Raw genomic sequence first — 26,376 nt, 5'->3', positions numbered from 1 at the left:
TTGGGGAGGTCCCCGAGCTGGTCAGCCTACTAGCTCCTGGTGACGGAGCGGGACCCTCCGGCGGCGCGCTGTGCACGTGCCGACGCGTAGAGACATACGGCGGCGGCGGTGGCGAGGTTCAGGCTCTCCGCCTTTCCGTGGATGGGGACGCGGACGACGGCGTCGGCGAGGGCGCGGGTCTCCTCGGGCAGGCCCCAGGCCTCGTTGCCGAAGATCCAGGCGGTGGGTCCGCCCATGGCGCCCTTGTCGAGTTCCTCGTCGAGGTCGCGGTCGCCCGCGCCGTCGGCGGCGAGCAGCCGTACGCCGGCGTCGCGCAGTCCGGTGACGGCGCGTTCGACGGGCACGCCCACGGCGACGGGCAGGTGGAAGTGGGAGCCCACGGAGGCGCGGACGGCCTTGGGGTTGTACAGGTCGACGGAGGCGTCGGTGAGGACGACGGCGTCGGCCCCGGCGGCGTCGGCGCAGCGCAGCACGGTGCCGGCGTTCCCGGGGTCGCGGACGTGGGCGAGGACGGCGACGAGGCGGGGGCGGGCGGCGAGGATCTCCTCGAAGGGCGTGTCCAGGAACCGGCAGACGCCCACGAGGCCCTGCGGGGTGACGGTGGTGGAGATGTCGGCGACGACCTCGTCGGACGCGAGGTGGACACGGGCGCCGGCGTCCCGGGCGGCCCCGACGATGTCGGCGTACCGCTCGGCGGCCTCGGGGGTGGTGAACAGCTCGACGAGGGTGGCGGTGTCCTGGGCTCGGTGCGCGGCGGCCTCACGGACGGCCTGCGGTCCCTCGGCGAGGAACAGCCGCTCCTTCCCCCGGAAGTTCCGCTTGGCGAGCCGCCGCGCGGCACTCACCCGGGCGGACCGAGGAGAAATCAGCTCAGGACCGACGGACACCATTCAAGTCACCTTCAGCAGAGTCGGCCAGGGGCGCGGGGAACTGCGCGACCGGCCACGACGGACCCGCAGCCGCGAACCGTCCGACGGACAACGACACAGCACGGGACCCGCAGGCCGAAGCCCGCGGGTCCCGAAGATCAGAACGTCGGCCGAGGCCGACGACCTCACGCAGCCTTGGGCGCGTTCACGTCCGCCGGCAGCGCCTTCTGCGCGACCTCGACGAGCGCGGCGAAGGCGGTGGCGTCGTTGACAGCCAGCTCGGCCAGGATCTTGCGGTCCACCTCGACGTTGGCGGCCTTCAGACCCTGGATGAAGCGGTTGTACGTGATGCCGTTGGCGCGGGCAGCGGCGTTGATGCGCTGGATCCACAGCTGACGGAAGTCGCCCTTGCGCTTCTTGCGGTCGTTGTAGTTGTAGACCAGCGAGTGGGTGACCTGCTCCTTGGCCTTGCGGTACAGGCGCGAGCGCTGACCGCGGTAGCCGGAGGCCTGCTCGAGGATCGCCCGGCGCTTCTTGTGGGCGTTGACTGCCCGCTTGACGCGTGCCACTTGTTAACTCCTTGTAGCGGGGCCGTGGTGGTGCTCACACGGCCCGGTATCGAATGGGTCCCGGTCTGACGTACGTACGGCGCTCACGCGCCGGGGCGTCACTTGCCGAGAAGCTTCTTGATCTTCGCGGCGTCGCCCGGGGCCATCTCGGCGTTGCCGGTGAGGCGACGCGTCACACGGGACGACTTGTGCTCGAGCAGGTGGCGCTTGCCGGCACGCTCGCGGAGCACCTTGCCGGAGCCGGTGATCTTGAAGCGCTTGCTGGCACCGCTGTGCGACTTGTTCTTCGGCATAGCGCCGTTCTCTCCTCGTCGGTGGCGCTCCTGTGCCCGGTCGTGAAACCGGGCACTGTGGAGCGTCGTACTTGTGTCGGGTTGCTTCCTGGGGCTCGCGCCCCGGGGAGTCACGCCTCGGCAGGCTCCTCGGCCACCTCGGCGCTGTCCGCCTCAGCGGCGTTCTGCGACTTGCCGGGGTTGGCCTTCGCGTCCGCCTTGCGGGCTTCCTGCGCCTGGCGGGCCTCGGCCATCGCCTCGGTCTTCTTCTTGTGCGGACCGAGAACCATGATCATGTTGCGGCCGTCCTGCTTCGGGTTCGACTCCACGAACCCGAGGTCGGCCACGTCCTCCGCGAGCCGCTGCAGGAGCCGGTAACCGAGCTCCGGCCGGGACTGCTCGCGACCACGGAACATGATCGTGATCTTGACCTTGTCGCCCTGCTTGAGGAACCGGACGACGTGACCCTTCTTGGTGTCGTAGTCGTGCGGGTCGATCTTCGGCCGGAGCTTCATCTCCTTGATGACCGTGTGCGCCTGGTTCTTGCGCGCCTCACGGGCCTTCATGGCCGACTCGTACTTGAACTTCCCGTAGTCCATGAGCTTGCACACGGGCGGACGGGCGTTCGCCGCGACCTCCACGAGGTCGAGGTCGTACTCCTGCGCAAGCTCCAGGGCCTTGGCAAGCGGGACAATCCCGACCTGCTCGCCGCTGGGACCGACAAGTCGCACCTCGGGAACGCGAATCCGGTCGTTGATGCGGGGCTCGGCGCTGATGGATCCTCCTCGGTAGCACCACGCGACGGTCTGGCGGACAGCCGCGTTACGTCTGTGTTCGTTAGACCTAACCGCGCCGAGACAACAAAAATGCCCCGGACGATCACGGGCGGGGCTCCTCGAACTACCGGAGCACCGCCGCGGGGATCGCGGGGCGCGCTTTCGGGCCGATCGCCGACTCGGGGACGGGATCTGCCTGACCGGTGACCCGCCGCCCTGAGGGCGGCCAGGTGGGAGTTCGAAAGCCTCCACTTGTGGGCCGGGCTCGCGTGCCGTGAGACATACGGGTCCGACCGGTCGTTACACAAGGTTAGCAGCTCCCGGAGACGGGCACCAACCGGCCGTCCGCCCGGCTCCTGGCGTCGGGAGCGCGCCGGGCTGCGCCTATCGTGTGGGGCATGAGTGAGACCTCCCCCTCGGACACCCCCGAGACCCCCGGCAACCCCGACTTCGACGCCATGGCCCGCGACATCGCGGAGGTCCCGGCGGTCGAGGTGATCGTGACGGTCGCCGTCAACCTGATGAGCGCCGCCGCCGTGAAGCTCGGTCTGACCGAGGAGGGCGACCAGCACAAGGACCTGGACGAGGCCCGCAAGCTGGTGCACGCGCTGGCCGGTCTGCTGGACGCCTCGGCGACCGAGATCAGCTCGTTCCACGCGGCGCCGCTGCGGGACGGCCTGAAGTCGCTGCAGCTGGCCTTCCGCGAGGCCTCCCTGGTCCCGGACGAGCCGGGCAAGGGGCCGGGCGAGAAGTACACGGGCGCGGTCTACGGCTGACGGCTCGTCCTCGTCACCGACGTACGTACAAGGGCTCGCCGGGAGGTGTGGCCTCGGCCGGCAGGACTGCCAGGTCGAGGCCGCGCACCAGGCGGGCCCTCAGTGTCTCGTCGGCGGCGAGCCGCTGCGCCACGGCGCGGGCGGCCTCGGCGACCGGCGCGGCCGGGTCGAGGACGAGGGCGAGGGTGCCGTCGGCCTGCCCCGGCCCGAGGTGGGCGCGCAGCACGGCGGGCTCGGCGGCGACGGCGTTCCGTACGGCCTCGACGACGGCGGGGTCCTTCAGCGGATCGGTGCTGGTGCGGCCCTCGGCGAGGGCGAGCAGCGTGGGTCCGGTCAGTTCGAACGGCACCGGGCCCGCCAGGTCGAGGACGACCGTGTCCGCCTTCTCGTGCGCGGCGGCCTGGAGCGCCTGGTGCAGCGGTACGGCGACGGGGCGGGCCGCCGGGTCCCAGCGGGTCAGGGAGTCGGTGGAGGTGAAGGCGGGCAGCGCGGTGCGCCCGCCTGCCTTCAGCGTGGGTACGGCCATGTCGCTGGTCTTCTCGCGGCGCAGCCCGTTCTCGTCCTCCTCCACCTCGCCGAGCAGGGCCACCACCGGGACGAGCAGGCGGGCGTCCTTGAGGGCTTCCAGGACCGGGCCGACGGCGTTGCCGTCCTCGGCCCAGGCGGCGAGCGCGGCGCTCAGCCGGGGGTCGGCGGTTCCGTCGTCGTCGCGGAAGGGGGAGTCGGGAATGTTCTTGTTCGCCACGGTCACCGACCTTAGCGGCCGTGGCCGGGACGCCCGGACGCGGGCGGGGAGACGCACGTCGCGGGCGAGGGAGTCTTCGTCCCGGTGCCCGTGAGCACCCCCAGGGGCGCGGGGAACTGCGCGACCAGCCCTCGCGGCGCGGCACATGCGCGACGAACTCAGGCACCCCAGGGGCGCGGGGAACTGCGCGACCAGCCACGGACGACCCGCACCCGGCGTTGGCGGGGTGCCGCTGCGGCCACCCTCCCCCACTCTCGGCTTCGCTCGAATGGGAGGTACCCCCATCGCCCCAGCGGCACGACTGCCCGCGGCTAGGCGCACCCTTCAGGGGCGCGGGGAACTGCGCGACTAGCCACGGACGACCCGCACCTGGCGTTACACGGATGCCACCGGCGCGCTCAGAACGTGCCGCCCTCCCGCCGCCCCCGCCACAGAACGACCGCCGCGACCAGAAGGACGCCCCCGGCGCCGCCGGCCAGCGGGGCCGCCCAGTCCGCGGTGTCGTCGCCGGAGGCATCGGCGGCCGGCCCCGGGCCGAAGTACTCCTCGCCGTACGCCGCCGCCTTCAACCCCTCCCGCTTCAGACGCCCCGCGGCCTCGATCGCGGCGGCCGGGTCGATGAACCCGAAGCCGCGCGAGTCGTCGCGGCCTGCGGCGGGCGCGTTGCGGGCGGTGTCCTCCAGAAGGCGCTTGATCTGCGCCGGGGTCAGGTCCGGGTGAGTGGCCTTCACCAGGGCGACGGCGCCCGAGACGAACGCGGCGGCGGCACTGGTGCCCCAGCCCTCGTAGTACTTGTGGTCAGGGTCGGCGATGATCACGTCGACGCCGGGCGCGCTGACCGTGGCGTACCAGCGACGGGTGGAGAAGGGGGCGCGCGTGCCGTAGCGGTCGACGGCGGTGGCGGCGATGACGCCCGGGTAGGCCGCCGGGTAGGAGATCCGGTCGCCCTTCTCGCCGCCGTTTCCCGCGGAGGCGACGACGACCACGCCCTTGCGCAGCGCGTACTGGATCGCCTCGTCCTCGCCCTCCTCCGGGTGCGCGGAGGCGGAGTCGTCGCCGAGGGAGAGGTTGATGACGTCGGCGCCGTGGTCGGCAGCCCAGCGGATGCCTTCGGCGAGGGCGTTGCCGCGGGTGCTGCGGGCCTTGGCGCGGGCCGGGTCCTTGTCCTCGAGGATGACGCGGACGGGGAGGATCTTCGCCTCCGGGGCGACGCCCAGGACGCCGTCGCCGTTGCCCGGGCCGTGCCCGTGACCGGCGATGATGCCGGCCATGGCGGTGCCGTGGCGGGCCCAGGCCTCGTCGCCCTCGCGCGCGCCGAAGCCGACGAGGTCCTTGCCCTGGAGGACGTTGCCGTCGAGGTCGGGGTGGTCGGCCTCGACGCCGGTGTCCAGGACGGCCACGGTGACGCCCGCGCCGCGCGTGGTGGGCCACACCTGGTCGGTGTGCAGGGCGTCCAGGGCCCACTGCCGGTCGCGGATGGTGTCGGCGTGCGCGGTGGTCGCGGGAACCAGGACGAGGGCCGCGGCGAGCAGGCCGCCGAGGGCGGCGGGGCGCTTCCTCATGACGGACGCTCCGTGGGGGTGCCGGCCCGCTGGCGCAGGGCGCGTTCGAAGCGGTCGGCGAGACCGCGTGCCTCGTGGCCCAGGCCCGCCTGGGCGGGGGCGGTGCCGGCTCCGGGCCGCATGGCGTCCTCGGCGGGCTGCGGCTCGTCGACGGTCCGGCCGTCGGCCCAGCCGGAGACGGCGTAGACCACGACGGGGGCGTCGGTGAGGACGGAGATCGCCCAGGAGGCCCGCTGCTCGGGGCCGAAGCCCTCGGCCGCCGTATCCTTCGCCGCGTAGGGCAGCGGCATCAGGTCGCTGCGGCGGTCCAGGCGTTCACGCTCGAAGCGGCGGGCGAGGCCCTCCATGCCGGCCGCGTCGGCCTCGGTGAACAGCAGGCCGACGGTGGTGACATGGCTCTGCGTGGCGTCGGTGTAGGTGGCGCGGAGCAGGCGCTCGCAGCCGACGGGGGCGAGGACGCGGGTGAGCAGGGCGTCGAAGGCGCCCTTGCAGCCGCTGTCGGGGGCGACGGCGATGCGCGTCCAGACGCGGTCGGCCTCCCCGGGGCCCGCGCCCCGGCCCTGCACGGTGGGCGGGAACAGCTGGTCGACGGGCACCTCGTGCCACAGGTCGCCCGCGACCGCGAAGGCGTGCCGGGTGCCCGGGCCCTCGGGCCCGTCGGCGAGCCAGGCGCCGGTCACGGCGCCGCCGATCAGCCCTGTGCCGAGCACGAGGCAGACGGCCGCGGCGACGACCTGGCCACGGGTGCGGCGGGCGAACGGGCGGGGCCGGCTCCCGGGTTCCCCGAAGGACACGGAGGCGGGACGCCCCGCACCCGGGACGCCGCCCGGGGACATGGGCGCGCTCCAGGACAACGCGGGGTCCGGCTCGGCCGGGACGGGACGCAGCCGGGTGGTCGTCTCGGAGGGCGTCTCCGTACGGGGCCGGTGCGCGGGCGGCGGCGGTACGACGTCGGGCGCCACGGCCGCCTCGGTGCGGGGCCGGTTCGCGGGCGGCGGCGCGACGTCGGGCGTCACGGACACGCCCCGCCCGACGGTGGGCGGCGCGTCCGGGAACCGCGCGGAGGCCTGCGGCGGCGGGGGCGCGGAGCGGTCGGTGGCGTCGCCCCCGATCCGGGGGAAGCGGGGGCGCCCCCCGGAGGCGGGGGGCGCGGCCGGGCGGCCGGGGGTTCCGTCACCGGCGGGGCGGTACGTGGGTTCGGCGGGGGCCGCGCCGGTGGGGTGCGCGTCGGACGCGGGACGTGTGGCCGGGCCGCCCGTGGGCCTGTCGCCCTCCGGGCGGTGCAGCCGCTCGGAGGCGCCCGCGCTGCCCGGAGCGGCAACCGTGGCGGGGCGGTACGTGGGTTCGGCAGGAGCCGCAGCCGTGCGGCGTGCCTCGGACACGGCGGGCGTGGCCGGGCCGCCCGGGACCCCGCCGCCGACCGGGCGATGCGCGGGTGCGGCGGGACTCGCGCCGGTGCCGTGCGCGTCGGACACGGCGGGGGTGGCCGGGCGGCCCGCGGGCGCGTCGCCCTCCGGGCGGTACGGCCGCTCGGAGGCGCCCGCGCTGCCCGGAGCGGCAACCGTGGCGGGGCGGTACGTGGGTTCGGCAGGAGCCGCAGCCGTGCGGCGCGCGTCGGACACGGCGGGCGTGGCCGGGCCGCCCGGGACCCCGCCGCCGACCGGGCGATGCGCGGGCGCGGCGGGTGCCGCACCCGTGCGGCGCGCGTCGGACACGGCGGGGGCGGCCGGGCCGTCCGGGACCCCGCCGACCGGGCGATGCGCAGGCGCGGCGGGAGCCGCACCCGTGCCGTGCGCGTCGGACGCGGGAGAGGTGGCCGGGCGGGCGGGGGCCTCGCCACCACCGGTCGCGCGGTACGGCCGCTCCGCCGTCTCCGTACCGCGCGCGTCGGACGCGCCACGCGGGGCGCCGTCGCGCCGGGCGTCGGGCGCGGGGCGCTGGGGGCCGACGGTGGTCGTGCCGTCGTCGGTGCCGGGCCGCTTCTCGGTGCGGGCCGTGCCCGCGCCGTGCGGGTCGGCGGACGCGCGGGGCGTCGCCGGGCCGCGGCCGGAGGTGTCGTCACCGCTCGCCGTACCGGCGCCGCCCCATGGGCCGGGCGCCGCTCGGTCGCCGGACGCGTCCGGCGGCCGCCCCGTGTCCGTGTCGTCGGAGGCGGGCCGGTCCGTCCGCGGCGGAGGCGTGTCGTCCAGTGGGGTCCGGGGGTCGAACGGACCCGGGTTGCCTGCGGTGCGGGGGGCGTGGGGCGGGCGCGGGGGGAGGGAGGCGCGGCGCGCTTCCGTGCTCATGCACCCCCCGTTTCCTCGTGCCCGGGCCGGTCCTCGTCGTCCGCGGCCGGTGTGTCGCTGCCAGGTGGCCCGGCGCGGACGCGTCCCGGGCACAGATACCCGCACGACCGGCGCGTCATCCCGCCCGGACGACCGGGCCGGCCCCGTACCGCCGTGCGTGCGCGTCACTCTACGGCGTGCGGCGCGTCGAACGGGAACCAGTCCGCAGGCCCGCGGCATCTGCCCGGAACGTCCCCCTACCCTGCGGTAATCCGGTCTGGCAGGCTGCGGTCATGACTGCGCGCGCCGCCGACCGGGCCCGTTACGACCGGGCCACCGCAAAGCTCGACGCCCCCGTCGCGATCGTGGATCTGGACGCCTTCGACGCCAACGCGGACGATCTGGTCCGCCGCGCCGGCGGCAAGCCGATCCGGGTCGCCAGCAAGTCCGTCCGCTGCCGGGCGCTGCTCGAACGCGTCCTGGCCCGCGAGGGTTTCGCGGGGATCATGTCGTTCACCCTCGCCGAGTCGCTGTGGCTGGCCCGCTCCGGTTTCGACGACGTCCTCCTCGCCTACCCGTCCGCCGACCGCGCCGGGTACGCCGAACTCGCCGCCGATCCCAAGCTCGCCGCCGCCGTCACCGTGATGATCGACGACCCGGCGCAGCTGGACCTGATCGACGCGGCACGGGCCGGCGGCGGTGAAGTGGTGCGCGTGTGCCTGGAGTTGGACACCGCGCTGAAGCTCCTCGGCGGGCGGGTGCGGATCGGCGCCCGCCGCTCCCCGCTGCACTCCCCCGCCCAGGTCGCCGAGGTGGCCCGCGCGGTGGCCCGCCGGCCGGGGTTCGAGGTCGTCGGGATCATGGCGTACGAGGGGCATGTCGCCGGGGTCGGGGACGCGGTGGCCGGGCGGCCGCTGCGGTCCCGCGCGGTGCGGCTGATGCAGGCGGCCGCGCGCCGTGAACTCGCCGAACGGCGGGCCGCGGTGGTGCGGGCGGTGCGGGAGGTCGTGCCGGACCTGGAGTTCGTCAACGGCGGCGGCACGGGCAGTGTGCAGCACACGGCGGCCGAGGACGCGGTGACCGAGATCGCGGCCGGTTCGGGTCTGTACGTACCGCGGCTGTTCGACAACTACACGTCGTTCACGGGGCGTCCGGCCGCGCTGTTCGCCCTGCCGGTGGTACGGCGGCCCGGGGTCGGCGTGGTGACGGTGCTGGGCGGCGGCTACCCGGCGTCCGGCGCGCCCGGCGCGGACCGGCTGCCGGTGCCGTATCTGCCGGAGGGGCTGCGCTACGACCCGCAGGAGGGCGCCGGCGAGGTGCAGACGCCGCTGCTGGGGCCGGTCGCGGACGATTTGCTGATCGGCGACAAGGTGTGGTTCCGGCACGCCAAGGCGGGCGAGCTGTGCGAGCGGTTCGACACGCTGCACCTGGTGGAGGGGGACGCGATCACGGCGACCGTGCCGACGTACCGGGGCGAGGGGCAGACCTTCCTGTAGCTCCCACGACCGCTCAGCCGGTCGGGCCGATACTGCTGCCGACCCCGCCGCCGGACGCCTGGTCGGCGGTGGAGCGGATGCCCTTGGTGATGCGGTCCATGTCGGCCACGGGCGGTCCGTCCGGGCCCGCCTCGAAGAGGAAGCGGACGAGGACCGGGGACTCGGTGCCGACGCTGGACGGGAAGACGAGGGACTGCGCGTAGCCGCCGGGGCCCTTGGCGGTGGTGACCCGCCAGCGCACCAGATATCCGGCGCGGCCCGCCACCGCGACGGGGCCCGCCTTGACGACCTGGTGGGACGTCATGCCGCCGTAGGGCCGGCTGCCGAGGCTGTCCTCGTCGAAGGTCTCCTCGGCGGCCTTGGAGATGTCCGCCTCGGCGAGAGCGCGGGGCGAGGACTCGTCGGTGGCGGTCACCGTTCGGGAGACGACCATGCCGCCGCGGCACAGGGAGCCCTCGCCGGGGCAGTCGTGGGTGCCGTCGGTGGTCATGACGGCATCCTTCTCCACCACGTGCTGCGGGCGCACCCAGCCGTCGAGGAGCGGGAAGGTGACGCCGTTCAGCTCGTCCACGACCACGCCCTCGTCCTCAGGGGCGGGCTCGGAGGCGGACGGCTGCGCGGACCGTGCCGTCGGCGCGGCGGCGGTCGGGCTGGGCCCGGTGCGGACCTCGGGGTTTTCGTCGTCACGGGTGAGTGCCACGGCCCCGGCGACGACGGCGGCGACCAGCACGGCCCCGGCGGCGGTCAGCGCGACGGCCTTGGCCCCGCGGGAACCACCGGACCCGCCGGAACCACCCGAGCCGCCGGACCCGCCCGAGCCGCCGGACCCGTCCGAGCCGCCGGTACCGCCACTGCCAGGCGCGGCTGCCGGAGGACCGAAGCCCCCCGGAGCCCCGTACGGACCCGGCGCGCCGCCCGGGGAGCTCGGGACGCCCGGGGCGCCCGGAGCGCCCGGAGCGCCCGGCGCACCGAAGCCGCCCGCCGGCGTCCGCCGGTGCTCGCTCCACGCCGTGCCGTCCCACCAGCGCTCCAGGTGCGGGGCGTGCGGGTCGGGGTACCAGCCGGGCGGGGGCGTCATGCTCATTCCGGCACTGTAACGACGGGCGCCGTCACCGCGTGCCGCCCGCTACAGCGGTGTGACGTACGCCCCCGAGATACCGCCGTCGACGAGGAAGTCGGTGGCGTTGACGAAGGAGGAGTCGTCGCTGGCGAGGAAGGCGACGGCGGCGGCGATCTCCTCGGCCTCGGCGAACCGGCCGAGCGGGATGTGCACCAGCCGGCGCGCGGCCCGCTCCGGATCCTTGGCGAACAGTTCCTGGAGCAGCGGGGTGTTGACCGGTCCGGGGCACAGCGCGTTGACCCGGATGCCCTCCCGGGCGAACTGCACGCCGAGCTCACGGGACATGGCGAGCACGCCGCCCTTGGAGGCGGTGTACGAGATCTGCGAGGTCGCCGCACCCATCCGGGCCACGAAGGACGCGGTGTTGATGATGGAGCCCCGGCCCTGCTCGCGCATGTAGGGGATGGCGGCCTTGCAGCACAGGTAGACGGAGGTCAGGTTGACCTCCTGGACCCGCTTCCAGGCCTCCAGGCCGGTCTCCAGGATGGAGTCGTCGTCGGGCGGTGAGATGCCCGCGTTGTTGAAGGCGACGTCGACGCTGCCGTACGTCTCGTACGCGGTGCGGAACAGCGCCTCGACCTGCTCGGGGTCGGTGACGTCGGTGTTCACGAAGATCCCGCCGGTCTCCTCGGCGGCGGCCTTGCCGCGGACCTCGTCGACGTCCGCGCAGACCACGTTCGCCCCCTCGGAGGCGAGGCGGCGCGCGGTGGCGAGCCCGATGCCGCTGCCGGCTCCGGTGACGACGGCGGTGCGGCCGGTCAGGCGGCGGCAGATGATGTCCTCGCTCATGTGCGGTCAGGCCTCCGTGCTGATGAAGACGTTCTTGGTTTCGGTGAAGGCGGTCAGGGCGTCCGGCCCCAGTTCACGGCCCACGCCGGACTGCTTGTAGCCGCCGAAGGGGGTCCAGTAGCGCACGCTCGCATGGGAGTTGACGGAGAGGTTCCCGGCGCGCACGGCGCGGGAGACGCGCAGGGCGCGGCCGACGTCATGGGTCCACAGGGAACCGGCGAGGCCGTAGTCGGTGGCGTTGGCGAGGCGGACGGCGTCGGCCTCGTCGTCGAAGGGGAGGACGACGGCGACGGGTCCGAAGACCTCCTCGACGGCGACCCGGTCGCCGGGGCGGACGCCGGTGAGGACGGTGGGCGCGAACCAGTAGCCGGGGCCCTCGGGCGCCTTGCCGCGGATGCCGTCGAGGGTGTCGGGGACGTAGGAGCGGACGCGGTCGAGCTGGGTGCGGGAGATCAGCGGGCCCATGTCGACGTCCTCGTCGCGGCCCGGGTCGCCGACGCGGACGGCCTCGATCGCGGGCGCGAGCAGCTCCAGGAAACGGTCGTGCACGGTGCGTTCGACGAGGATGCGGGTGCGGGCGCAGCAGTCCTGTCCGGCGTTGTCGAGGAAGGACAGGGGTGCGGCGACCGCGGCGGCCTCCAGGTCGGCGTCGGCGAAGACGATGTTGGGGCTCTTGCCGCCGAGTTCGAGGGTGACCCGCTTGAGGTGCGCGGCGCCCTTGGCCCACACCTGCTTGCCGACGGCCGTGGACCCGGTGAACACGATCTTGGCGACGCCGGGGTGCTCGACGAGGGCGTTACCGGCGACCGCGCCGTGTCCGGGCAGGACCTGAAACAGGCCCTCGGGGAGCCCGGCCTCCAGGGCGAGTTCCGCGAGGCGCAGGGCGGTGAGGGGGGTGGTCTCGGCGGGTTTGAGGAGGACCGCGTTGCCGGCGGCGAGGGCGGGGGCGGTGCCCCAGGCCGCGATCGGCATGGGGAAGTTCCAGGGGGCGATGACGCCGATGACGCCGAGGGGTTCGAGGAAGGTGACGTCGACGCCGCCCGGGACGGGGATCTGGCGGCCGGTGAGGCGTTCCACTCCCCCGGCCGCGTAGTCGAGCAGGTCGCGGACGTTGCCCGCCTCCCAGCGGGCGTTGCCGAGGGTGTGCCCGGCCTCGCGGACCTCCAGGAGGGCGAGTTCCTCGACGTGGTCGTCGACGGCGGCGGCGAACCTGCGCAGCGATCGTGCGCGGTCGCCGGGCGCGAGGGCGGCCCAGGCGGTCTGCGCGCGGGCCGCGCGGGTGACGGCGGCGTCCACGTCGGCGGGGCTCGCGGCCGGGACGGTGGCGATGACCTCCTCGGTGGCGGGGTTGCGCACCTGGAGCTCGGCGGGCTGGTCGGACACTCGGGGCCTCACATGCGTTCGAAGGAGCGGCGCAGCTCCCAGTCGGTGACCGCGGCGTCGAAGGCGTCGATCTCGACGCGCGCCATGTTGCGGTAGTGGGCGACGACCTCCTCGCCGAAGGCCGCCTTGGCGATCTCGCTGTGCTCCCACAGCTCGGCGGCCTCGCGGAGCGTGGTGGGGACGTGGTCGAAACCGGCGGTGTAGGCGTTGCCCGCGCAGGGCTCGGGCAGGTCGAGGCGCTGCTCGACGCCGTGCAGGCCGGCGGCGACCATGCCGGCGACGGCGAGGTAGGGGTTGACGTCGCCGCCGGGCAGGCGGTTCTCGAAGCGCAGGGAGCGGCCGTGGCCGACGACGCGCAGCGCGCAGGTGCGGTTGTCGTGGCCCCAGGCGACGGCGGTCGGGGCGAAGGAGCCCGGCTGGAAGCGCTTGTAGCTGTTGATGTGGGGGGCGTAGAGCAGGGAGAACTCGCGGAGCGCGGCGAGCTGTCCGGCGAGGAAGTGGCGCATCACCTCGGACATGCTGTCCGGGTCCTCCGGGGAGTCCGGCATGGCGCTGTCGCCGCCGAGGTCGGCGAGCGAGAGATGGATGTGGCAGGAGTTGCCCTCGCGTTCGTTGTACTTGGCCATGAAGGTGAGGGAGACGCCCTCCTGGGCGGCGATCTCCTTGGCGCCGGTCTTGTAGATCGCGTGCTGGTCGCAGGTGACGAGGGCCTCGTCGTAGCGGAAGGCGATCTCGTGCTGGCCGGGGTTGCACTCGCCCTTGGCGGACTCGACGGTGAGGCCGGCGCCAGCCATGTCGTTGCGGATGCGGCGCAGCAGCGGCTCGACGCGTCCGGTGCCGAGCACCGAGTAGTCGACGTTGTACTGGTTCGCCGGGGTGAGGCCGCGGTAGCCGGCGTCCCAGGCCTGCTCGTAGGTGTCCTTGAAGACGATGAACTCCAGCTCCGTGCCGACCTGGGCGGTGTAGCCGAGGGCGGCGAGCCGGTCGAGCTGCCGGCGCAGTATCTGGCGGGGCGCGGCAGCCACCGGTGAGCCGTCGGCCCAGGCGAGGTCGGCGGTGACCATCGCGGTGCCCTCGTTCCAGGGGACGCGGCGCAGGGTGTCCAGGTCCGGGTACATGGCGAAGTCGCCGTAGCCGGTCTCCCAGGAGGACATGGCGTAGCCGTCGACGGTGTTCATGTCGGCGTCGACGGCGAGCAGGTAGTTGCAGCCCTCGGTGCCGTGGTGGAGGACCTCGTCGAGGAAGAAGCGGGCGGCGAACCGCTTGCCCTGGAGGCGGCCTTGCATGTCGGGGAAGGCCAGGACGACAGTGTCGATCTCGCCGGCCGCGACGAGGGCGTGCAGCTCCTCGACGGGAAGCGGGGGTGTGCGGTCTGCCACGGGAGGGCCTCCTGGGGCTTCTTCGGTCAGCCGGGAGCCATAAGGTATTGCCGGGAACCATTGCTTGGGAAGGGGGCGCGACCAGATGCCCAAGGATGCGGTCGGCGCGGTCGGGGACCGGCTGGCGCCGGTGCTGCGGCAGGTCCGTGCGGGCAACGGCTTCGAGGAGGCGCTGGAGCAGATCCTCCAGGTGGTGCGGCTGGGCCTGGTGGCGGGCGGGGAGCGGCTGCCGGCCGAGCGGGAGCTGGCGGAGCGGCTGGGGATCAGCCGGGTGACGCTGCGCGAGGTGCTGAAGGTCCTCCAGGACCAGGGTCTGGTGGAGTCGCGGCGCGGCCGGTACGGCGGGACGTTCGTGCTGCCCCGTCCGACGGACGCCGGCGAGGAGGAGCTGCGGCGGCGGATCGCCGAGGTGGACATCGAGGACGTGCTGCGCTTCCGGGAGGTGCTGGAGGTGGGCGCGGCCGGGCTGTGCGCGGCGCACGGGCTGACGGACGAGCGGGCGGGGCGCCTGCGGGAGGCGCTGGCGGGTACGCAGGAGGCGCCGCTGGGCGACTACCGGAGGGCGGACACCCTGTTCCACCTCACCCTCGCGGAGCTGTCCGGCTCGCCCACGCTGACCGCGCAGTACGCGGCCGTCCGGGCGACGGTGAACGACCTGCTGGACTGCATCCCGCTACTGGTGCGCAACCTGGAGCACTCGCAGCGGCAGCACGCGGCGCTGGTGGAGGCGGTTCTCGAGGGGGACGCGGACGGAGGGCGCGAGGTGATGCGGGAGCACTGTGCGGGGACGGCGGCGCTGTTGCGGGGGTTCCTCGCCTGACGGTGTGGCGCGCGGCGGGTCCGGGCAGGGTTTACCGCGGCTTAACGCACGGGGGTTGCGCTCGCGTCGGGTGCGCCACGAAGGTATGGGCCCACAAAGGTCTGGAACTGTTCCATTACCGTCTTCCGCGCCACACCGCCTCCTGGGGAGCCGTGCCGTGAGCCATCCATCCGCATCCCGTGAACCCGCCGGTGAGCCCGACGACTACCTGGAGCGCCGGAGACTGCGCCGGGGCAGCGCCGGCTGGCTGCTGCTGACCGGCCTCGGCGTCGCCTACGTCGTCTCCGGCGACTACTCCGGCTGGAACTTCGGCCTGGCCGAAGGCGGCTTCGGCGGCCTGGCGATCGCCATGGTCCTGATGGGCGCCATGTACACCTGCATGGTGTTCGCGCTCGCCGAGCTGTCGTCGATCCTGCCCACCGCGGGCGGCGGCTACGGCTTCGCCCGCCGGGCGCTCGGGCCGTGGGGCGGCTTCCTCACCGGCACGGCGATCCTCATCGAGTACGTCCTCGCGCCCGCCGCGATCTCCATCTTCATCGGCGACTACGTCGAGTCGCTCGGCCTGTTCGGCCTGGAGTCGGGCTGGCCGGTCTACCTGGCGTGCTTCGTCATCTTCATCGGCATCCACCTGTGGGGCGTGGGCGAGGCCCTCCGCTTCAGCTTCGTCGTCACCGGCATCGCGGTGGCCGCGCTGGTGGTGTTCGCGCTGGCGGCGCTGCCCGAGTTCGACGCGTCCTCCCTGGACGACATCCCGGTGGACTCCGAGGCGCTGGGCGCGAGTTCCTGGCTGCCGATGGGGCTGCTCGGGATCTGGGCCGCGTTCCCGTTCGGCATGTGGTTCTTCCTTGGCGTGGAGGGCGTGCCGCTGGCCGCCGAGGAGACCCGGGAGCCGGCCCGCACGCTGCCGCGCGCGATCCGCTGGTCGATGGGCATCCTGGTGGTGCTGGCCCTGATGACCTTCTTCACGGCGGCCGGGGCGCGCGGCTCGTCCGCCATCCAGGACGCGGGCAACCCGCTGGTCGAGGCGCTCCAGCCGGACGGCGAGGCGACGGCGTGGAGCAGGATCGTGAACTACGCGGGACTCGCGGGGCTCGTCGCCTCGTTCTTCTCGCTGATCTACGCCGGGTCGCGGCAGTTGTTCGCGCTGTCCCGGGCTGGTTACCTGCCCCGGTTCCTGTCGCTGACCAGCAGCCGCCGGGCCCCGTACCTCGGTCTGGTGGTCCCGGGCGCGATCGGGTTCGCGCTCGCCGCGAGCACGGGCAACGGGGCGCGCATGCTGAACATCGCGGTCTTCGGTGCGACGATCTCCTACGCGCTGATGTCGCTGTCCCACATCGTGCTGCGCCGCCGGGAGCCGGAGCTGCCGCGGCCGTACCGGACGCCCGGCGGGGTGCTGACCTCGTCGGTGGCGCTGGTGCTGGCCTGCGCGGCGCTGGTGGCGACGTTCCTGGTGGACGTGACGGCGGCATTCATCGCGCTGGCGGTGTACATCGTGGCGCTGGCCTACTTCGGGCTGTACAGCCGCAGGCATCTGGTGGCGAAGGCGCCGGAGGAGGAGTTCGCGGCGCTGGCGGCGGCCGAGGCGGAACTGGCGCGGGACTGAGGAAGAGGGAGGTGTCCGGGTGTCGGGCAGGCCACTGATCGGCATCAGTACGTACGCGGAGTCGGGCGTGCGGTGGGGCGTGTGGCAGTTGGACGCCGCGCTGCTGCCGGCCGGCTATCCGCGGCTGGTGCAGCGGGCGGGCGGACTGGCGGCGATGCTGCCGCCGGACGCTCCGGAGCACGCGGAGGCCGTCGTGGCCCGCCTCGACGGCCTGGTGATCGCGGGCGGCCCCGATGTGGAGCCCGTCCGCTACGGCGCGGAGCCCGACCCGCGTACGGGGCCTCCGGCGCGAGGGCGGGACGCGTGGGAGCTGGCGCTGATCGCGGCCGCGCTGGAGCGGGGGGTGCCGTTGCTCGGCATCTGCCGGGGCATGCAGCTGCTGAACGTCGCCCTGGGCGGCACGCTGATCCAGCACGTCGACGGCCACGCCGAGGTGCCGGGGGTCTTCGGGCGTCACCCGGTGAAGCCGGTGCCCGGCACGCGGTACGCCGACGCGGTTCCCGAGGAGGCGTCGGTCCCCACCTACCACCACCAGGCGGTGGACCGGCTCGGCAGGGGGCTGATCCCGTCGGCGTACGCGGAGGACGGCACGGTGGAGGCGGTGGAACTTCCGGCGCCTGCGTGGGTTCTGGGCGTCCAGTGGCATCCGGAGATGGGGGACGACCTGCGGGTCATGCGGGCGCTGATCAACGCGGCGTGACTTCGGCGTACGGGCGGCCCCTGCCCAGCCGCGCAGTTCCCCGCGCCCCTTTGGGCGCGCCGCCCCCTAAGCGCCGGGCTGTGCAAGCCGCCCCCACGGCCACCGGGGTGCCCGGGACTGTCGTACGCCGGGTGCGGGCAACACCGTGGCCGGTCGCGCCGTTCCCCGCGCCCCTTTTGGGCGCGCCACCCCCTGCGGGCAGTCGTGCCGCAGGGCGGCACGGGTGGGCGCAGGCGGCAACCCGCAAGCGCCGGGCCGCGCAGCCCGCCCCCACGGCCACCGGGGTGCCCGGGACTGTCGTACGCCGGGCGCGGGCAACACCGTGGCCGGTCGCGCCGTTCCCCGCGCCCCTTCGGGCGCGCCGCCACCTGCGGGCAGTCGTGCCGCAGGGCGGCACGGGTGGGCGCAGGCAGCAACCCGCAAGCGCCGGGCCATGCAAGCCGCCCCCACGGCCACCGGGGTGCCCGGGACTGTCCGTACGCCGGGTGCGGGCAACACCGTGGCCGGGCGCGCCGTTCCCCGCGCCCCTTCGGGCGCGCCACCCCCTGCGGGCAGTCGTGCCGCAGGGCGGCACGGGTGGGCGCAGGCGGCAACCCGCAAGCGCCGGGCCGCGCAGCCCGCCCCCACGGCCACCGGGGTGCCGGGGACAGTCGTACGCCGGGTGCAGGCATCACCGTGGCCGGGCGCGCCGTTCCCCGCGTCCCTGGGGGGCGCCTCAGCCTCGCGTCAGGGACAGAAGATCCCGCGCCGGGCCGGCGGGGCGGTGGCCCGTGGGCCAGACCGCCCGCAGGTCGCGGGCCAGGGCGACCGACTGGACCGGAATCCGGACCAGGCGCCGCATCCCCAGCTCCTCCCCCACCGCCAGTTCGCTCAGCACCGCCGGTCCCGCGCCGCCGACCGCCGCCGCCTTCACCGCCGTCGTCGAGGACAGCTCGATCAGCGGGCGGGCCAGTCCGCCGAGCGCCGCGTCCAGCACCTGCCGGGTCCCCGAGCCTTCCTCCCGCAGGACCAGCGGCGTGGCCGCCAGTTCCTCCGCCGCGAGGGGGCGTCTCCGACGGGCCCACGGGTGCGAGGGGGCGGTGACGACGACCAGCCGGTCGTGGGCGATCACCGCGGAGTCGAGTCCGCCCGGCACCGTCAGCCCCTCCACGAAGCCGAGGTCCGCCTCCCCCGCCAGCAGCCGCTCCGCGACCGCCGTCGAGTTGCCGGCGAGCAGGGACACCGCCGTGTCGGGCCGCTGCGCGCGCAGCGCGACGAGCCACCCCGGCAGCAGGTACTCGGCGATCGTCATGCTCGCCGCGACCCGCAGACGTGAGTCCCTGCGGTCCCGCAGCGCCTGCGCACCCGCGTCGAACGCCTCGGCGGCCTCGACGATCCGCCGGGCCCAGTCGGTGACCAGGGCGCCCGCGTCGGTGAGCCGGGAACCGCGGGGCGAGCGGTCGACGAGAGCGACGCCGAGCTGCCGCTCCATCGAGCGGATCCGGCTGCTCGCGGCGGGCTGGGTGATGCCCAGCTCCCGCGCGGCCCGGCCCAGGCTCCCCACCCGTGCCACGGCGAGCAGCAGCTCGAGCGCGCCGAGGTCGGGCACCCGGTGCGCGAGCGAGCCGCCGTTCCCGGGCCGTTCGCCGCCGTGGTCTTCCGTCCTGCTCATAAGCCCAGCTTATGCAACGCGCGGCACACGCCCGCCGCGCGAGCACCCCGCCGTCAGACGCGGACCTCCCGCAACGCCCGCCCCAGCACCCTTGGGGCTTCCGCCAACGACGGGCCGTACCAGGTGAGATGGCGTCCGCCGACCAGGGCGCAGGGGAGGCCGGGGAAGGCTTCCGGGCCGTCGTCGGCGGTGAAGCGGTACGGCTCGTCGGGGAGGACGACCAGTTCCGGCCGTGCCGCGCGCAACTCGTCGAGCGGGACGCGCGGATACCGTTCGGAGTGGTCCGCGTACGAATTGCGTACGCCGAGCCGGGCCAGCAGGTCACCCGCGAACGTGTCGCGGCCGAGCACCATCCAGGGACGGCGCCAGATCGGCACGACGGCCGTGCGCGGCTCCGGGAACCGCGGTGGCGCCTCCCACGCCGCCTCCGCCGCGTCCAGCCAGCCGGGCTGGCTCCGCACCCCGCACGCGGTCAGGACGCGGTCCAGCTCGGCGAAGGCCCGCGGCAGGGTGCGTACGTGCGTGACCAGGACGTCGAGGCCCGCCGCGCGCAGGGCGTCGAGGTCGGGCTGCCGGTTCTCCTCCTCGTTGGCGATCACGAGGTCGGGGGCAAGCTCGGCGATCCGGTCCACCGCCGGGTTCTTGGTGCCGCCGACGCGGGCCACGTCGAGCCCGGCGGGGTGGGTGCACCAGTCGGTGGCCGCGATCAGGGCACCGGGCGCCGACACCGCCACGGCCTCGGTGAGCGAGGGGACGAGGGACACCACGCGTGGGGTGCTCATCGGCGCGGCTTGGTGTCCCGCAGCGCCTCGATGTGCTCGGCGACGGCGACGACCAGCAGCCGGGTCTCCGGCACCGTGGCCCGCCAGCGGTGCCGTACCCCGCCGGTGAGGTAGAGGGTGTCGCCGCGGCCGAGGCGGTAGGCGCGCCCCTCGGCCTCGATCTCCACGGCGCCTTCGGCGACGTACATCAACTGGTCGTTGCGGAACTGCAGTTCCCGTCCGGCGTCGTGGTCACCGGTGAACTCCTGGGCGTGCATCTGGTGGTGCCCGCGGACCAGGGACCGCACCCGCGGCTCCGCCCACTCCTCGGTGCCCTCGGCGCGCACGACGTCCACGCTGCACGCCGGGTCGGCGGCGGCGAGCAGTTCGACCGCGGTGGTGCGCAGGGCGTCGGCGAGCTTCTCCAGGGAGGTCTGGCTGGGACGCGCGCGCTCGTTCTCGATCTGGCTGAGGAACGGGACCGACAGACCGCTGCGCTCGGCCACGACGGCGAGGGTGAGGTCCAGCGTGCGGCGTCGCCGCCGCACGGCCGCGCCCACGCGCAAGGGCTGTTCCTTGTGGTCGCCCATCGCTCCGGCTCCCTCCTCCGCCGCTCGTCGCACCCGACCGCCGAGGTTCCGGCGTTCTTCCTCTGCTGAGTTGTCTGCACCCTACGCATGTTCGGCAAACCGTTCAGGCGCCTGTCACGACGCCTCCCTGTGCGGCCGGTACGGACCTCACAGTTCACGCCAGCCGCCCGCCGGGCCCCTCGGTACACCTCGCATGCGAAAAGGGGTGTTCCCGCCATTGTTCACCGTGTTCGCCGGAAGGTCACGGGGAGGTGCGGAGAGGTTCGGGGAATGGTTCACGCTCTGCGGTTGTCCGGATTCCTACGGTGGCGGGGGGCGGCTCCGGACGGCGCGAGGGGCGGGTCCGGGCGCCCCTGGGGGACGCTCCGGGACCCGCCCCTCGCAGGACGTGACCGGCAGGACGGCGGTTACTGCGGCGTCATCCGCTCCACCATGTCCGGGTGCTCGTCGAGCCAGGCGGCGACGGCCTCCTCCTCGTGCCCCTGGCCGCGGTTCTTGATCTCCGCCTCCAGGGAACCGAGCTCGTCCTCACTCATGTGGAAGTTCTTGATCCACTCGGTGAGCTGGGGGTACTGCTCGGGGAACTTCTTGCTCGCGATGGTGTGGATGGTGTTGCTCTCGCCCCAGGCGCGCTTCGGGTCCGCGAGCTTGGTCAGCTCGTAGTCGTTGTACGCCCAGTGCGGCGACCAGAGCGTGACCGCGACCGGCTTCTTCTTGGCGTAGGAGCGCTTGAGCTCGGCCAGCATCGCCGGCGAGGAGCCGTCGACGACCTTGTACTCCTTGTCCAGGCCGTAGGCGGGCAGCACCTTGTTCTTCAGGATGTCCATCTGGCCGGTCCCGGCCTCGATGCCGACGATCCGCCCGCCGAACAGGTCGGCCTTGCCCTTGAGGTCCGCCAGGGACTTGACGTCCTTGACATAGGACGGGACGGAGATCTCGAGCGACACCGGTTCGTACCACGTACCGAGGTCGGTGAGTTTGTCCTTGTTCGGCTCGTAGAAGTTCTTCTGCGAGTGTGGCAGCCACGCGTCGAAGTTGAGGTCGATGTCCCCGGACGCGAGGCCGGTGTAGACCGGGCCGACCTCCATCTGCTTGAGGTTCAGCTTGTAGCCGCGCCGCTCCAGGACGTTCTTCCACAGGTAGGTGACGGCCACGTCCTCCTCCCACGGGAACCACGCCACGTCCAGGGCGCGCTTCGCCTCGGCGGGGGTGTCGCCGCCCGGACCGGACTTCACGGGGGCCAGCTTGTCGACGACGTCCGGGTTGTCCTTCAGCCAGGCGCGCACGGCGTCCTGCTGACGGCCCTTGCCGGCCTTGTTGATCTCGGCCTCCAGGCTGGTGAGTTCTTCCTCGCTCATCGAGAAGTCCTTCAGCCACTGCCCGACGACCGGGTTCTCACCGGCGAAGCCCTTGCGGGACACCAGGTGCACCGCGTCGCCCTCGCCCCAGGAGCCCTTGGGGTCCTTCAGCTTCTTCAGGTCGTAGTCGCTGTAGGCCCAGTGCGGCGACCAGAGCGTGACGACGACCGGTTCCTGCTTGCTGTAGGCGCGCTTGAGTTCGGCCAGCATCGCCGGGGTGGAGCTGTCGACGACCTTGTACTCCTTGTCGAGGCCGTAGTCGGGCAGCACCTTGCTCTTGAGCAGGCCCATCATGCCGGCACTGGACTCGATGCCGGTGATCTTCCCGCCGAAGGTGGCGGCCTTGCCCTTCAGGTCCTCGAGGGAGTTGACGTCCTTCATGTACGCGGGGACGGACAGCTCCAGGGTCGTCTCCTCGTACCAGGTGCCGAGGTCCTCGAGCCGGTCGCCGTACTTCTTCCAGTACTCCGCGTGCGTGGTGGGCAGCCAGGCGTCGGTCTGGAAGTCGACGTCGCCCTGCGCCAGCGCGGTGTACAGCGGCCCGGCGTCCAGCTGCTTGGCCTCGACCTCGAAGCCGCGCTGCTCGAGGATCTCCTTCCACAGGTACGTGGAGGCCACCCCCTCGTCCCAGGGGATGTAGCCGATGCTGACCTTCTTGCCGTCGCCGACGTTCTTGTCGTTCGCCGTGGTGTCGCCGGACCCGGCGGTACCGCCGAACAGACCCATGCCACCGGCCACCAGGGCCAGGACGACGATGCCGACCACGGCGACCTGCGGCCGGGGACGGTAGGACCAGATCTTGAGCCCCTGCGCGGCGCGCGCCTTGGCGGCCGCGCGGCGGCCCAGCGGCGACACCTGGGTGCCGAGGGCGCTGGTCATGCGGTCCAGGTAGATCGCCAGGATGACGATGGCCAGGCCGGACTCGGCGCCGAGGCCGATGTTCAGCTGCCCGATGGCCTCGATGACGGCGCCGCCGAGCCCACCGGTGCCGACCATGCCGGCGATCGCGGCCATGGACAGGCCCAGCATGATGACCTGGTTGACGCCCGCCATCACCGTCGGGAGCGCCAGCGGGAGCTGGACGCGCAGCAGGGTGTTGCGGGGCGTGGTGCCGAACGCCTCGGCCGCCTCGACGAGTTCCTTGTCGACCTGCCGGATGCCCAGCTCGGTCATGCGGACACCGGGGGCGAGCGCGAAGATCAGGGTGGCGACGATGCCGGGGGCGGAACCCGTCCCGAAGAACAGGATCGCCGGGATGAGGTAGATCATCGCGGGCAGCGTCTGCATGAAGTCGAGGATCGGCCGCACGAAGGCGCTGACCCGGTCCGACCGGGCCGCCCAGATTCCCACCGGCACCGAGATCACCAGGGCGATCACGGTGGCGACGAGCACCAGGGACAGCGTCACCATCGAGTCCTCCCACAACTCCATGGAGTCGAGGAAGGCGAAGCCGACGAAGGTGAGGACACCGGCGAGGGTGCCCCGCAGCCAGAAGGCGATGACCGCGAAGATGCCGCAGAGGATCAGCGGCTCCGGGGCCTGGAGAACGGCGTTGACACCGTCGTAGGCGCCGGTGAAGACGGCCTTGAAGAAGTCGAACAGCCAGGTGAGGTTGTCGAGCAGCCAGTCCACCGAGGTGTTGACCCAGTCGCCGAGCGGGATCCTAGGCACGGGCCATCACCTTCCCGCCCTTGTCGCGGGGGCTGTCGCAGACGCCGGGGGCCGCCTCCTCGTCGCCGAGGAAGCCGACCAGGCGCTGCCGGGGCACGACGCCGACGACGTCGCCGTCGTCCACCACGGCCACCGGGTGCGGCACGCGCGCGCTGATGGCGCACAGGTCGGTGAAGGACGTGCCGGGCGTGGCGGTCTCGCAGGCGCAGTCGGCCTCGTCGCCGTGTACCTCGGAGTCCATCACGGCCTGGGCGGTGAGCACGCGGGAGCGGTCGACGTCCTGGGTGAAGGACGCCACGTAGTCGTTGGCCGGCCGGATCAGGATGTCCTGCGCGGTGCCGATCTGGACGATACGACCGTCCCGCATGACGGCGATGCGGTCACCGAGGCGCATGGCCTCGTTGAGGTCGTGGGTGATGAAGACGATGGTCTTCTTCAGCTTCTTCTGCAGCTCGATCAGCTGGTCCTGCATGTCGCGGCGGATCAGCGGGTCGAGGGCGCTGAAGGACTCGTCCATCAGCAGCAGGTCGGCGTCGGTGGCGAGCGCGCGGGCGAGGCCGACGCGCTGCTGCATGCCGCCGGACAGCTCGTCGGGCCACGAGTCCTCCCAGCCGGCCAGGCCGCACAGGGCGAGCGCCTCGTCGGCGCGGCGTTCGCGCTCGGCGCGGGGCACGCCCTGCACTTCAAGACCGTAGGCAGCGTTGTCGCGGACGCTGCGGTGCGGGAAGAGCGCGAAGTGCTGGAAGACCATGCTGATCTTCCGGGACCTGACGTCCCGCAGCTCGCGGTCGGACAGGCCGGTGAGGTCCTGCCCGTCGAAGCGGACATGTCCGGCGGTCGGTTCCAGCAGACCGTTCAGCATCCGCAGCAGGGTCGACTTGCCGGAGCCCGAGAGGCCCATGACGACGAAGATCTCGCCCGGCTCCACGGAGAAGGACGCGTCGATGACGGCGGCGGTGACGCCGTCGGACCGCAGCTCCTCGCGGTCGGCCGTGTTGGTGCGCAGTCTTTCGACTGCCTGGTCCGGTCGTCTGCCGAACACCTTGAACAGATGCTCGGCCTCAAGCCTTGATGACACACGTACCTCTCGTCTCGGCGACAGATGCCGGAGCGATGCGGCGGGCCCGGAGGCCCACGACAGGTTGAAACAGCAACCGGCATCGTTCCGCCGCCGCGCCTCCCCGGAATCGAACGGCGCAAACTTTTCGTGTGCCGCCTCACAGATGTGGCGCAGAGCGCAACACGTCGCGCGAAGGGCCACAGGGCGCGCCGCCGCGCCGGTGCTGTCGGTGGGGTGCGGCATGATGCGGGACGTGACCGGACTGATGCTTCTCGACACCGCCTCCCTCTACTTCCGCGCCTATTTCGGCGTCCCGGAGTCCGTCAAGGCGCCGGACGGCACGCCGGTGAACGCCGTGCGCGGGCTGCTCGACTTCATCGACCGCCTGGTCAAGGACCACCGGCCGGAGCGGCTGGTGGCCTGCATGGACGCCGACTGGCGGCCGCAGTGGCGGGTGGACCTCATCCCCTCGTACAAGGCGCACCGCGTCGCCGAGGAGCTGGAGACGGGGCCGGACGTGGAGGAGGTGCCGGACACGCTGTCGCCGCAGGTGCCGGTGATCGAGGAGGTGCTCGACGCGCTGGGCATCGCCCGGGTGGGCGTCGCCGGGTACGAGGCGGACGACGTGATCGGTACCTTCACCGCGCGGGCGGACGGCCCGGTCGACATCGTCACCGGCGACCGCGACCTGTACCAGCTGGTGGACGACGCGCGCGGGGTGCGCGTGCTGTACCCGGTGAAGGGCGTCGGCACCCTGCAGGTCACGGACGAGGCGGCGCTGCGCGCGAAGTATGGGGTGGACGGCAAGGGGTACGCGGATCTGGCGCTGCTGCGCGGCGACCCGAGCGACGGTCTGCCGGGCGTGCCCGGCATCGGGGAGAAGACGGCGGCCAAGCTGCTGGCCGAGTTCACGGACCTGGCCGGGATCCTGGCGGCCGTGGACGACCCGCGGTCGAAGCTCACACCGACGCAGCGCAGGCGTCTGGACGAGGCGCGGCCGTATCTCGCTGTGGCGCCGAAGGTCGTCCGGGTCGCGGACGACGTCCCCGTCCCGGACGTCGACACGGCCCTGCCGCGCGCCCCGCGCGACCCGGCCGCCGTGGAGTCCCTGGCCGCGCGCTGGGGCCTGGGCGGTTCGGTGACACGCCTGTTGGCGACTCTCGCGGAGCGGTAGGTGTTAACTTAGGCATACCTAACCGCGATTGGGAGGCCCTCATGGCAGAGCGACCGGCACGCGCGCCGCGCACCCCGCACACCGGCGTGGTCGTCCGCACCGAGCGGCTGACCCCGCACATGCAGCGCGTGGTGCTGGGCGGCGAGGGCCTCGCCCGCGTCTCGGCGGACACCTGCACCGACCACTACGTCAAGCTGCTGTTCCCGGCGCCGGGCGCGGTCTACCCGGAGCCCTTCGACCTGGAGCGGATCCGCGCGGAGTTCCCGCGCGAGCAGTGGCCGGTGACCCGGACGTACACGATCCGTCACTGGGACCCCGAACACCGTGAGCTGACCCTCGACTTCGTGATCCACGGCGACGAGGGTCTGGCCGGGCCCTGGGCGATCAACGCCCGCCCCGGCGACGTCGTCCGTTTCCTCGGCCCCGGCGGCGCCTACGCCCCCGACCCGACCGCCGACTGGCACCTCCTGGCCGGCGACGAGAGCGCGCTGCCCGCGATCGCCCGCGCCCTGGAGTCGCTCCCGCAGGGCGCCCGCGCGGTCGCTCTGCTGGAGATCGCGGGCCCGGAGGAGGAGCAGAAGATCGACTCCGACGTGGAGATCCGCTGGCTGCACCGCGGCGGCCGCAGGGTCGGCGAGGCCCTGGTGGAGGCCGTCCGCGCCCTCGACCGGCCGGAGGGCCGCGTCCACGCCTTCGTCCACGGCGAGGCCCACTTCGTCAAGGAACTCCGCCGTCTCCTCCGCGTGGACCGCGCGATCCCCCGCGAGGACCTCTCCATCTCCGGCTACTGGCGCCTGGGCCACAACGAGGACGGCTGGCAGGCCTCGAAGAAGGAATGGAACGCCCGCATCGAGGCGGAACAGGAGAACACCGCCCCATAGGGGCGGGGGGAACGGCGCGCCAAGCCCCCACCGGGCCCGAACCATGCCCCCGCACAGCACCACCCCTCAGGGGCGCGGGGAACTGCGCGCCAAGCCCCCACCCGCCC

23 protein-coding genes are annotated in these 26,376 nt (G+C 73.5%); 7 read left to right on the top strand and 16 right to left on the bottom strand.

Annotation, left to right across the window (positions count from 1 at the left end):
* Nucleotides 1–29: 29 nt before the first annotated feature.
* From ACQZOG_RS10720 to infC, 4 genes are all read right to left on the bottom strand, one after another.
* On the bottom strand, nt 30–890 hold the full coding sequence (locus tag ACQZOG_RS10720; protein ID WP_193456935.1) for a TrmH family RNA methyltransferase: 861 nt from the start codon (nt 888–890) through the stop codon (nt 30–32).
* A 164-nt stretch (nt 891–1,054) separates the two neighbouring features.
* A complete protein-coding gene (gene rplT / locus ACQZOG_RS10715; protein ID WP_004933571.1) occupies nt 1,055–1,438 on the bottom strand; it encodes a 50S ribosomal protein L20 in 384 nt (127 codons plus the stop codon).
* Nucleotides 1,439–1,536: 98 nt separating this feature from the next.
* Nucleotides 1,537–1,731, bottom strand: a complete 195-nt coding sequence (gene rpmI, locus ACQZOG_RS10710) for a 50S ribosomal protein L35 (RefSeq protein ID WP_003977225.1) — start codon at nt 1,729–1,731, stop codon at nt 1,537–1,539.
* A 110-nt stretch (nt 1,732–1,841) separates the two neighbouring features.
* Nucleotides 1,842–2,486 carry a translation initiation factor IF-3 gene (gene infC / locus ACQZOG_RS10705; RefSeq protein ID WP_078493136.1) on the bottom strand — a complete coding sequence of 215 codons (645 nt, stop codon included), beginning with the start codon at nt 2,484–2,486 and terminating at the stop codon, nt 1,842–1,844.
* A 398-nt stretch (nt 2,487–2,884) separates the two neighbouring features.
* Between infC and ACQZOG_RS10700 the strand changes: the two genes are divergently transcribed.
* On the top strand, nt 2,885–3,262 hold the full coding sequence (locus ACQZOG_RS10700) for a DUF1844 domain-containing protein (protein ID WP_019526178.1): 378 nt from the start codon (nt 2,885–2,887) through the stop codon (nt 3,260–3,262).
* A 13-nt stretch (nt 3,263–3,275) separates the two neighbouring features.
* Here the strand turns inward: ACQZOG_RS10700 and ACQZOG_RS10695 are convergent, their stop codons facing one another.
* The 3 genes from ACQZOG_RS10695 to ACQZOG_RS10685 all read right to left on the bottom strand — a co-directional run bounded on the left by ACQZOG_RS10695 (nt 3,276) and on the right by ACQZOG_RS10685 (nt 7,854).
* Nucleotides 3,276–4,007, bottom strand: coding sequence for an SseB family protein (locus ACQZOG_RS10695; protein ID WP_230227395.1), 732 nt, complete (start codon nt 4,005–4,007; stop codon nt 3,276–3,278).
* 398 nt (nt 4,008–4,405) lie between these two features.
* On the bottom strand, nt 4,406–5,569 hold the full coding sequence (gene mycP / locus ACQZOG_RS10690; RefSeq protein ID WP_058915782.1) for a type VII secretion-associated serine protease mycosin: 1,164 nt from the start codon (nt 5,567–5,569) through the stop codon (nt 4,406–4,408).
* Nucleotides 5,566–7,854: a hypothetical protein gene (locus tag ACQZOG_RS10685; protein ID WP_430741459.1), complete on the bottom strand. Its 2,289-nt coding sequence runs from the start codon at nt 7,852–7,854 to the stop codon at nt 5,566–5,568. Before ACQZOG_RS10685 ends, mycP begins: the two co-directional genes overlap by 4 nt.
* Before the next feature lie 272 nt (nt 7,855–8,126).
* On the opposite strand from ACQZOG_RS10685, the gene ACQZOG_RS10680 reads away from it, so the two are divergent.
* Nucleotides 8,127–9,329, top strand: a complete 1,203-nt coding sequence (locus ACQZOG_RS10680; RefSeq protein WP_203551132.1) for an amino acid deaminase/aldolase — start codon at nt 8,127–8,129, stop codon at nt 9,327–9,329.
* A 13-nt stretch (nt 9,330–9,342) separates the two neighbouring features.
* Here ACQZOG_RS10680 and ACQZOG_RS10675 read toward each other — a convergent pair whose 3' ends face one another.
* Genes ACQZOG_RS10675 through ACQZOG_RS10660 form a run of 4 tightly spaced genes read right to left on the bottom strand, consistent with a single transcriptional unit; the run spans nt 9,343 to nt 14,000 of the window.
* Nucleotides 9,343–10,407, bottom strand: a complete 1,065-nt coding sequence (locus ACQZOG_RS10675; RefSeq protein ID WP_430741870.1) for a DUF2510 domain-containing protein — start codon at nt 10,405–10,407, stop codon at nt 9,343–9,345.
* A 48-nt stretch (nt 10,408–10,455) separates the two neighbouring features.
* Complete coding sequence (locus ACQZOG_RS10670; RefSeq protein WP_033274994.1) at nt 10,456–11,238, bottom strand: 3-oxoacyl-ACP reductase; 783 nt, start codon at nt 11,236–11,238, stop codon at nt 10,456–10,458.
* A gap of 6 nt (nt 11,239–11,244) precedes the next feature.
* The gene (locus ACQZOG_RS10665; protein WP_430741458.1) at nt 11,245–12,621 is read right to left on the bottom strand and encodes an aldehyde dehydrogenase family protein; all 1,377 of its coding nucleotides are present in this window, start codon (nt 12,619–12,621) and stop codon (nt 11,245–11,247) included.
* An 8-nt stretch (nt 12,622–12,629) separates the two neighbouring features.
* The gene (locus ACQZOG_RS10660) at nt 12,630–14,000 is read right to left on the bottom strand and encodes a glutamine synthetase family protein (RefSeq protein ID WP_430741457.1); all 1,371 of its coding nucleotides are present in this window, start codon (nt 13,998–14,000) and stop codon (nt 12,630–12,632) included.
* Nucleotides 14,001–14,085: 85 nt separating this feature from the next.
* Between ACQZOG_RS10660 and ACQZOG_RS10655 the strand changes: the two genes are divergently transcribed.
* From ACQZOG_RS10655 to ACQZOG_RS10645, 3 genes are all read left to right on the top strand, one after another.
* The gene (locus ACQZOG_RS10655; RefSeq protein WP_037638724.1) at nt 14,086–14,820 is read left to right on the top strand and encodes a FadR/GntR family transcriptional regulator; all 735 of its coding nucleotides are present in this window, start codon (nt 14,086–14,088) and stop codon (nt 14,818–14,820) included.
* Between the two features lie 85 nt (nt 14,821–14,905).
* A complete protein-coding gene (eat, locus tag ACQZOG_RS10650) occupies nt 14,906–16,423 on the top strand; it encodes an ethanolamine permease (RefSeq protein WP_401457355.1) in 1,518 nt (505 codons plus the stop codon).
* Nucleotides 16,424–16,442: 19 nt separating this feature from the next.
* On the top strand, nt 16,443–17,123 hold the full coding sequence (locus ACQZOG_RS10645) for a gamma-glutamyl-gamma-aminobutyrate hydrolase family protein (protein ID WP_193469128.1): 681 nt from the start codon (nt 16,443–16,445) through the stop codon (nt 17,121–17,123).
* Between the two features lie 715 nt (nt 17,124–17,838).
* Here ACQZOG_RS10645 and ACQZOG_RS10640 read toward each other — a convergent pair.
* The 5 genes from ACQZOG_RS10640 to ACQZOG_RS10620 form a co-directional block, all read right to left on the bottom strand.
* Nucleotides 17,839–18,774 (bottom strand): LysR family transcriptional regulator, encoded by a 936-nt coding sequence (locus ACQZOG_RS10640; RefSeq protein ID WP_033274988.1) that lies wholly within the window; start codon nt 18,772–18,774, stop codon nt 17,839–17,841.
* Between the two features lie 53 nt (nt 18,775–18,827).
* Nucleotides 18,828–19,556: a helical backbone metal receptor gene (locus tag ACQZOG_RS10635; RefSeq protein ID WP_430741456.1), complete on the bottom strand. Its 729-nt coding sequence runs from the start codon at nt 19,554–19,556 to the stop codon at nt 18,828–18,830.
* Entirely contained in the window at nt 19,553–20,125 is a 573-nt protein-coding gene (locus ACQZOG_RS10630; protein WP_033274986.1) for a helix-turn-helix domain-containing protein, read from the bottom strand. The genes ACQZOG_RS10635 and ACQZOG_RS10630 overlap by 4 nt, the downstream gene beginning before the upstream one ends.
* A gap of 407 nt (nt 20,126–20,532) precedes the next feature.
* Complete coding sequence (locus ACQZOG_RS10625; protein WP_037638727.1) at nt 20,533–23,154, bottom strand: ABC transporter permease/substrate binding protein; 2,622 nt, start codon at nt 23,152–23,154, stop codon at nt 20,533–20,535.
* Nucleotides 23,147–24,232 (bottom strand): quaternary amine ABC transporter ATP-binding protein, encoded by a 1,086-nt coding sequence (locus ACQZOG_RS10620; protein WP_193469135.1) that lies wholly within the window; start codon nt 24,230–24,232, stop codon nt 23,147–23,149. Before ACQZOG_RS10620 ends, ACQZOG_RS10625 begins: the two co-directional genes overlap by 8 nt.
* Before the next feature lie 226 nt (nt 24,233–24,458).
* Here ACQZOG_RS10620 and ACQZOG_RS10615 point away from each other — a divergent pair, with 226 nt between their 5' ends.
* On the top strand, nt 24,459–25,388 hold the full coding sequence (locus ACQZOG_RS10615) for a 5'-3' exonuclease (protein ID WP_230229845.1): 930 nt from the start codon (nt 24,459–24,461) through the stop codon (nt 25,386–25,388).
* Between the two features lie 41 nt (nt 25,389–25,429).
* Nucleotides 25,430–26,269: a siderophore-interacting protein gene (locus ACQZOG_RS10610; protein WP_193456945.1), complete on the top strand. Its 840-nt coding sequence runs from the start codon at nt 25,430–25,432 to the stop codon at nt 26,267–26,269.
* The last annotated feature ends 107 nt before the right edge of the window (nt 26,270–26,376 follow it).

Origin of the sequence: Streptomyces sp. P13-3-3, from assembly GCF_050571355.1 — a bacterium.
Classification (GTDB): Bacteria; Actinomycetota; Actinomycetes; order Streptomycetales; family Streptomycetaceae; genus Streptomyces; species Streptomyces althioticus.
This window is presented reverse-complemented; position numbering and strand designations above follow the sequence as displayed.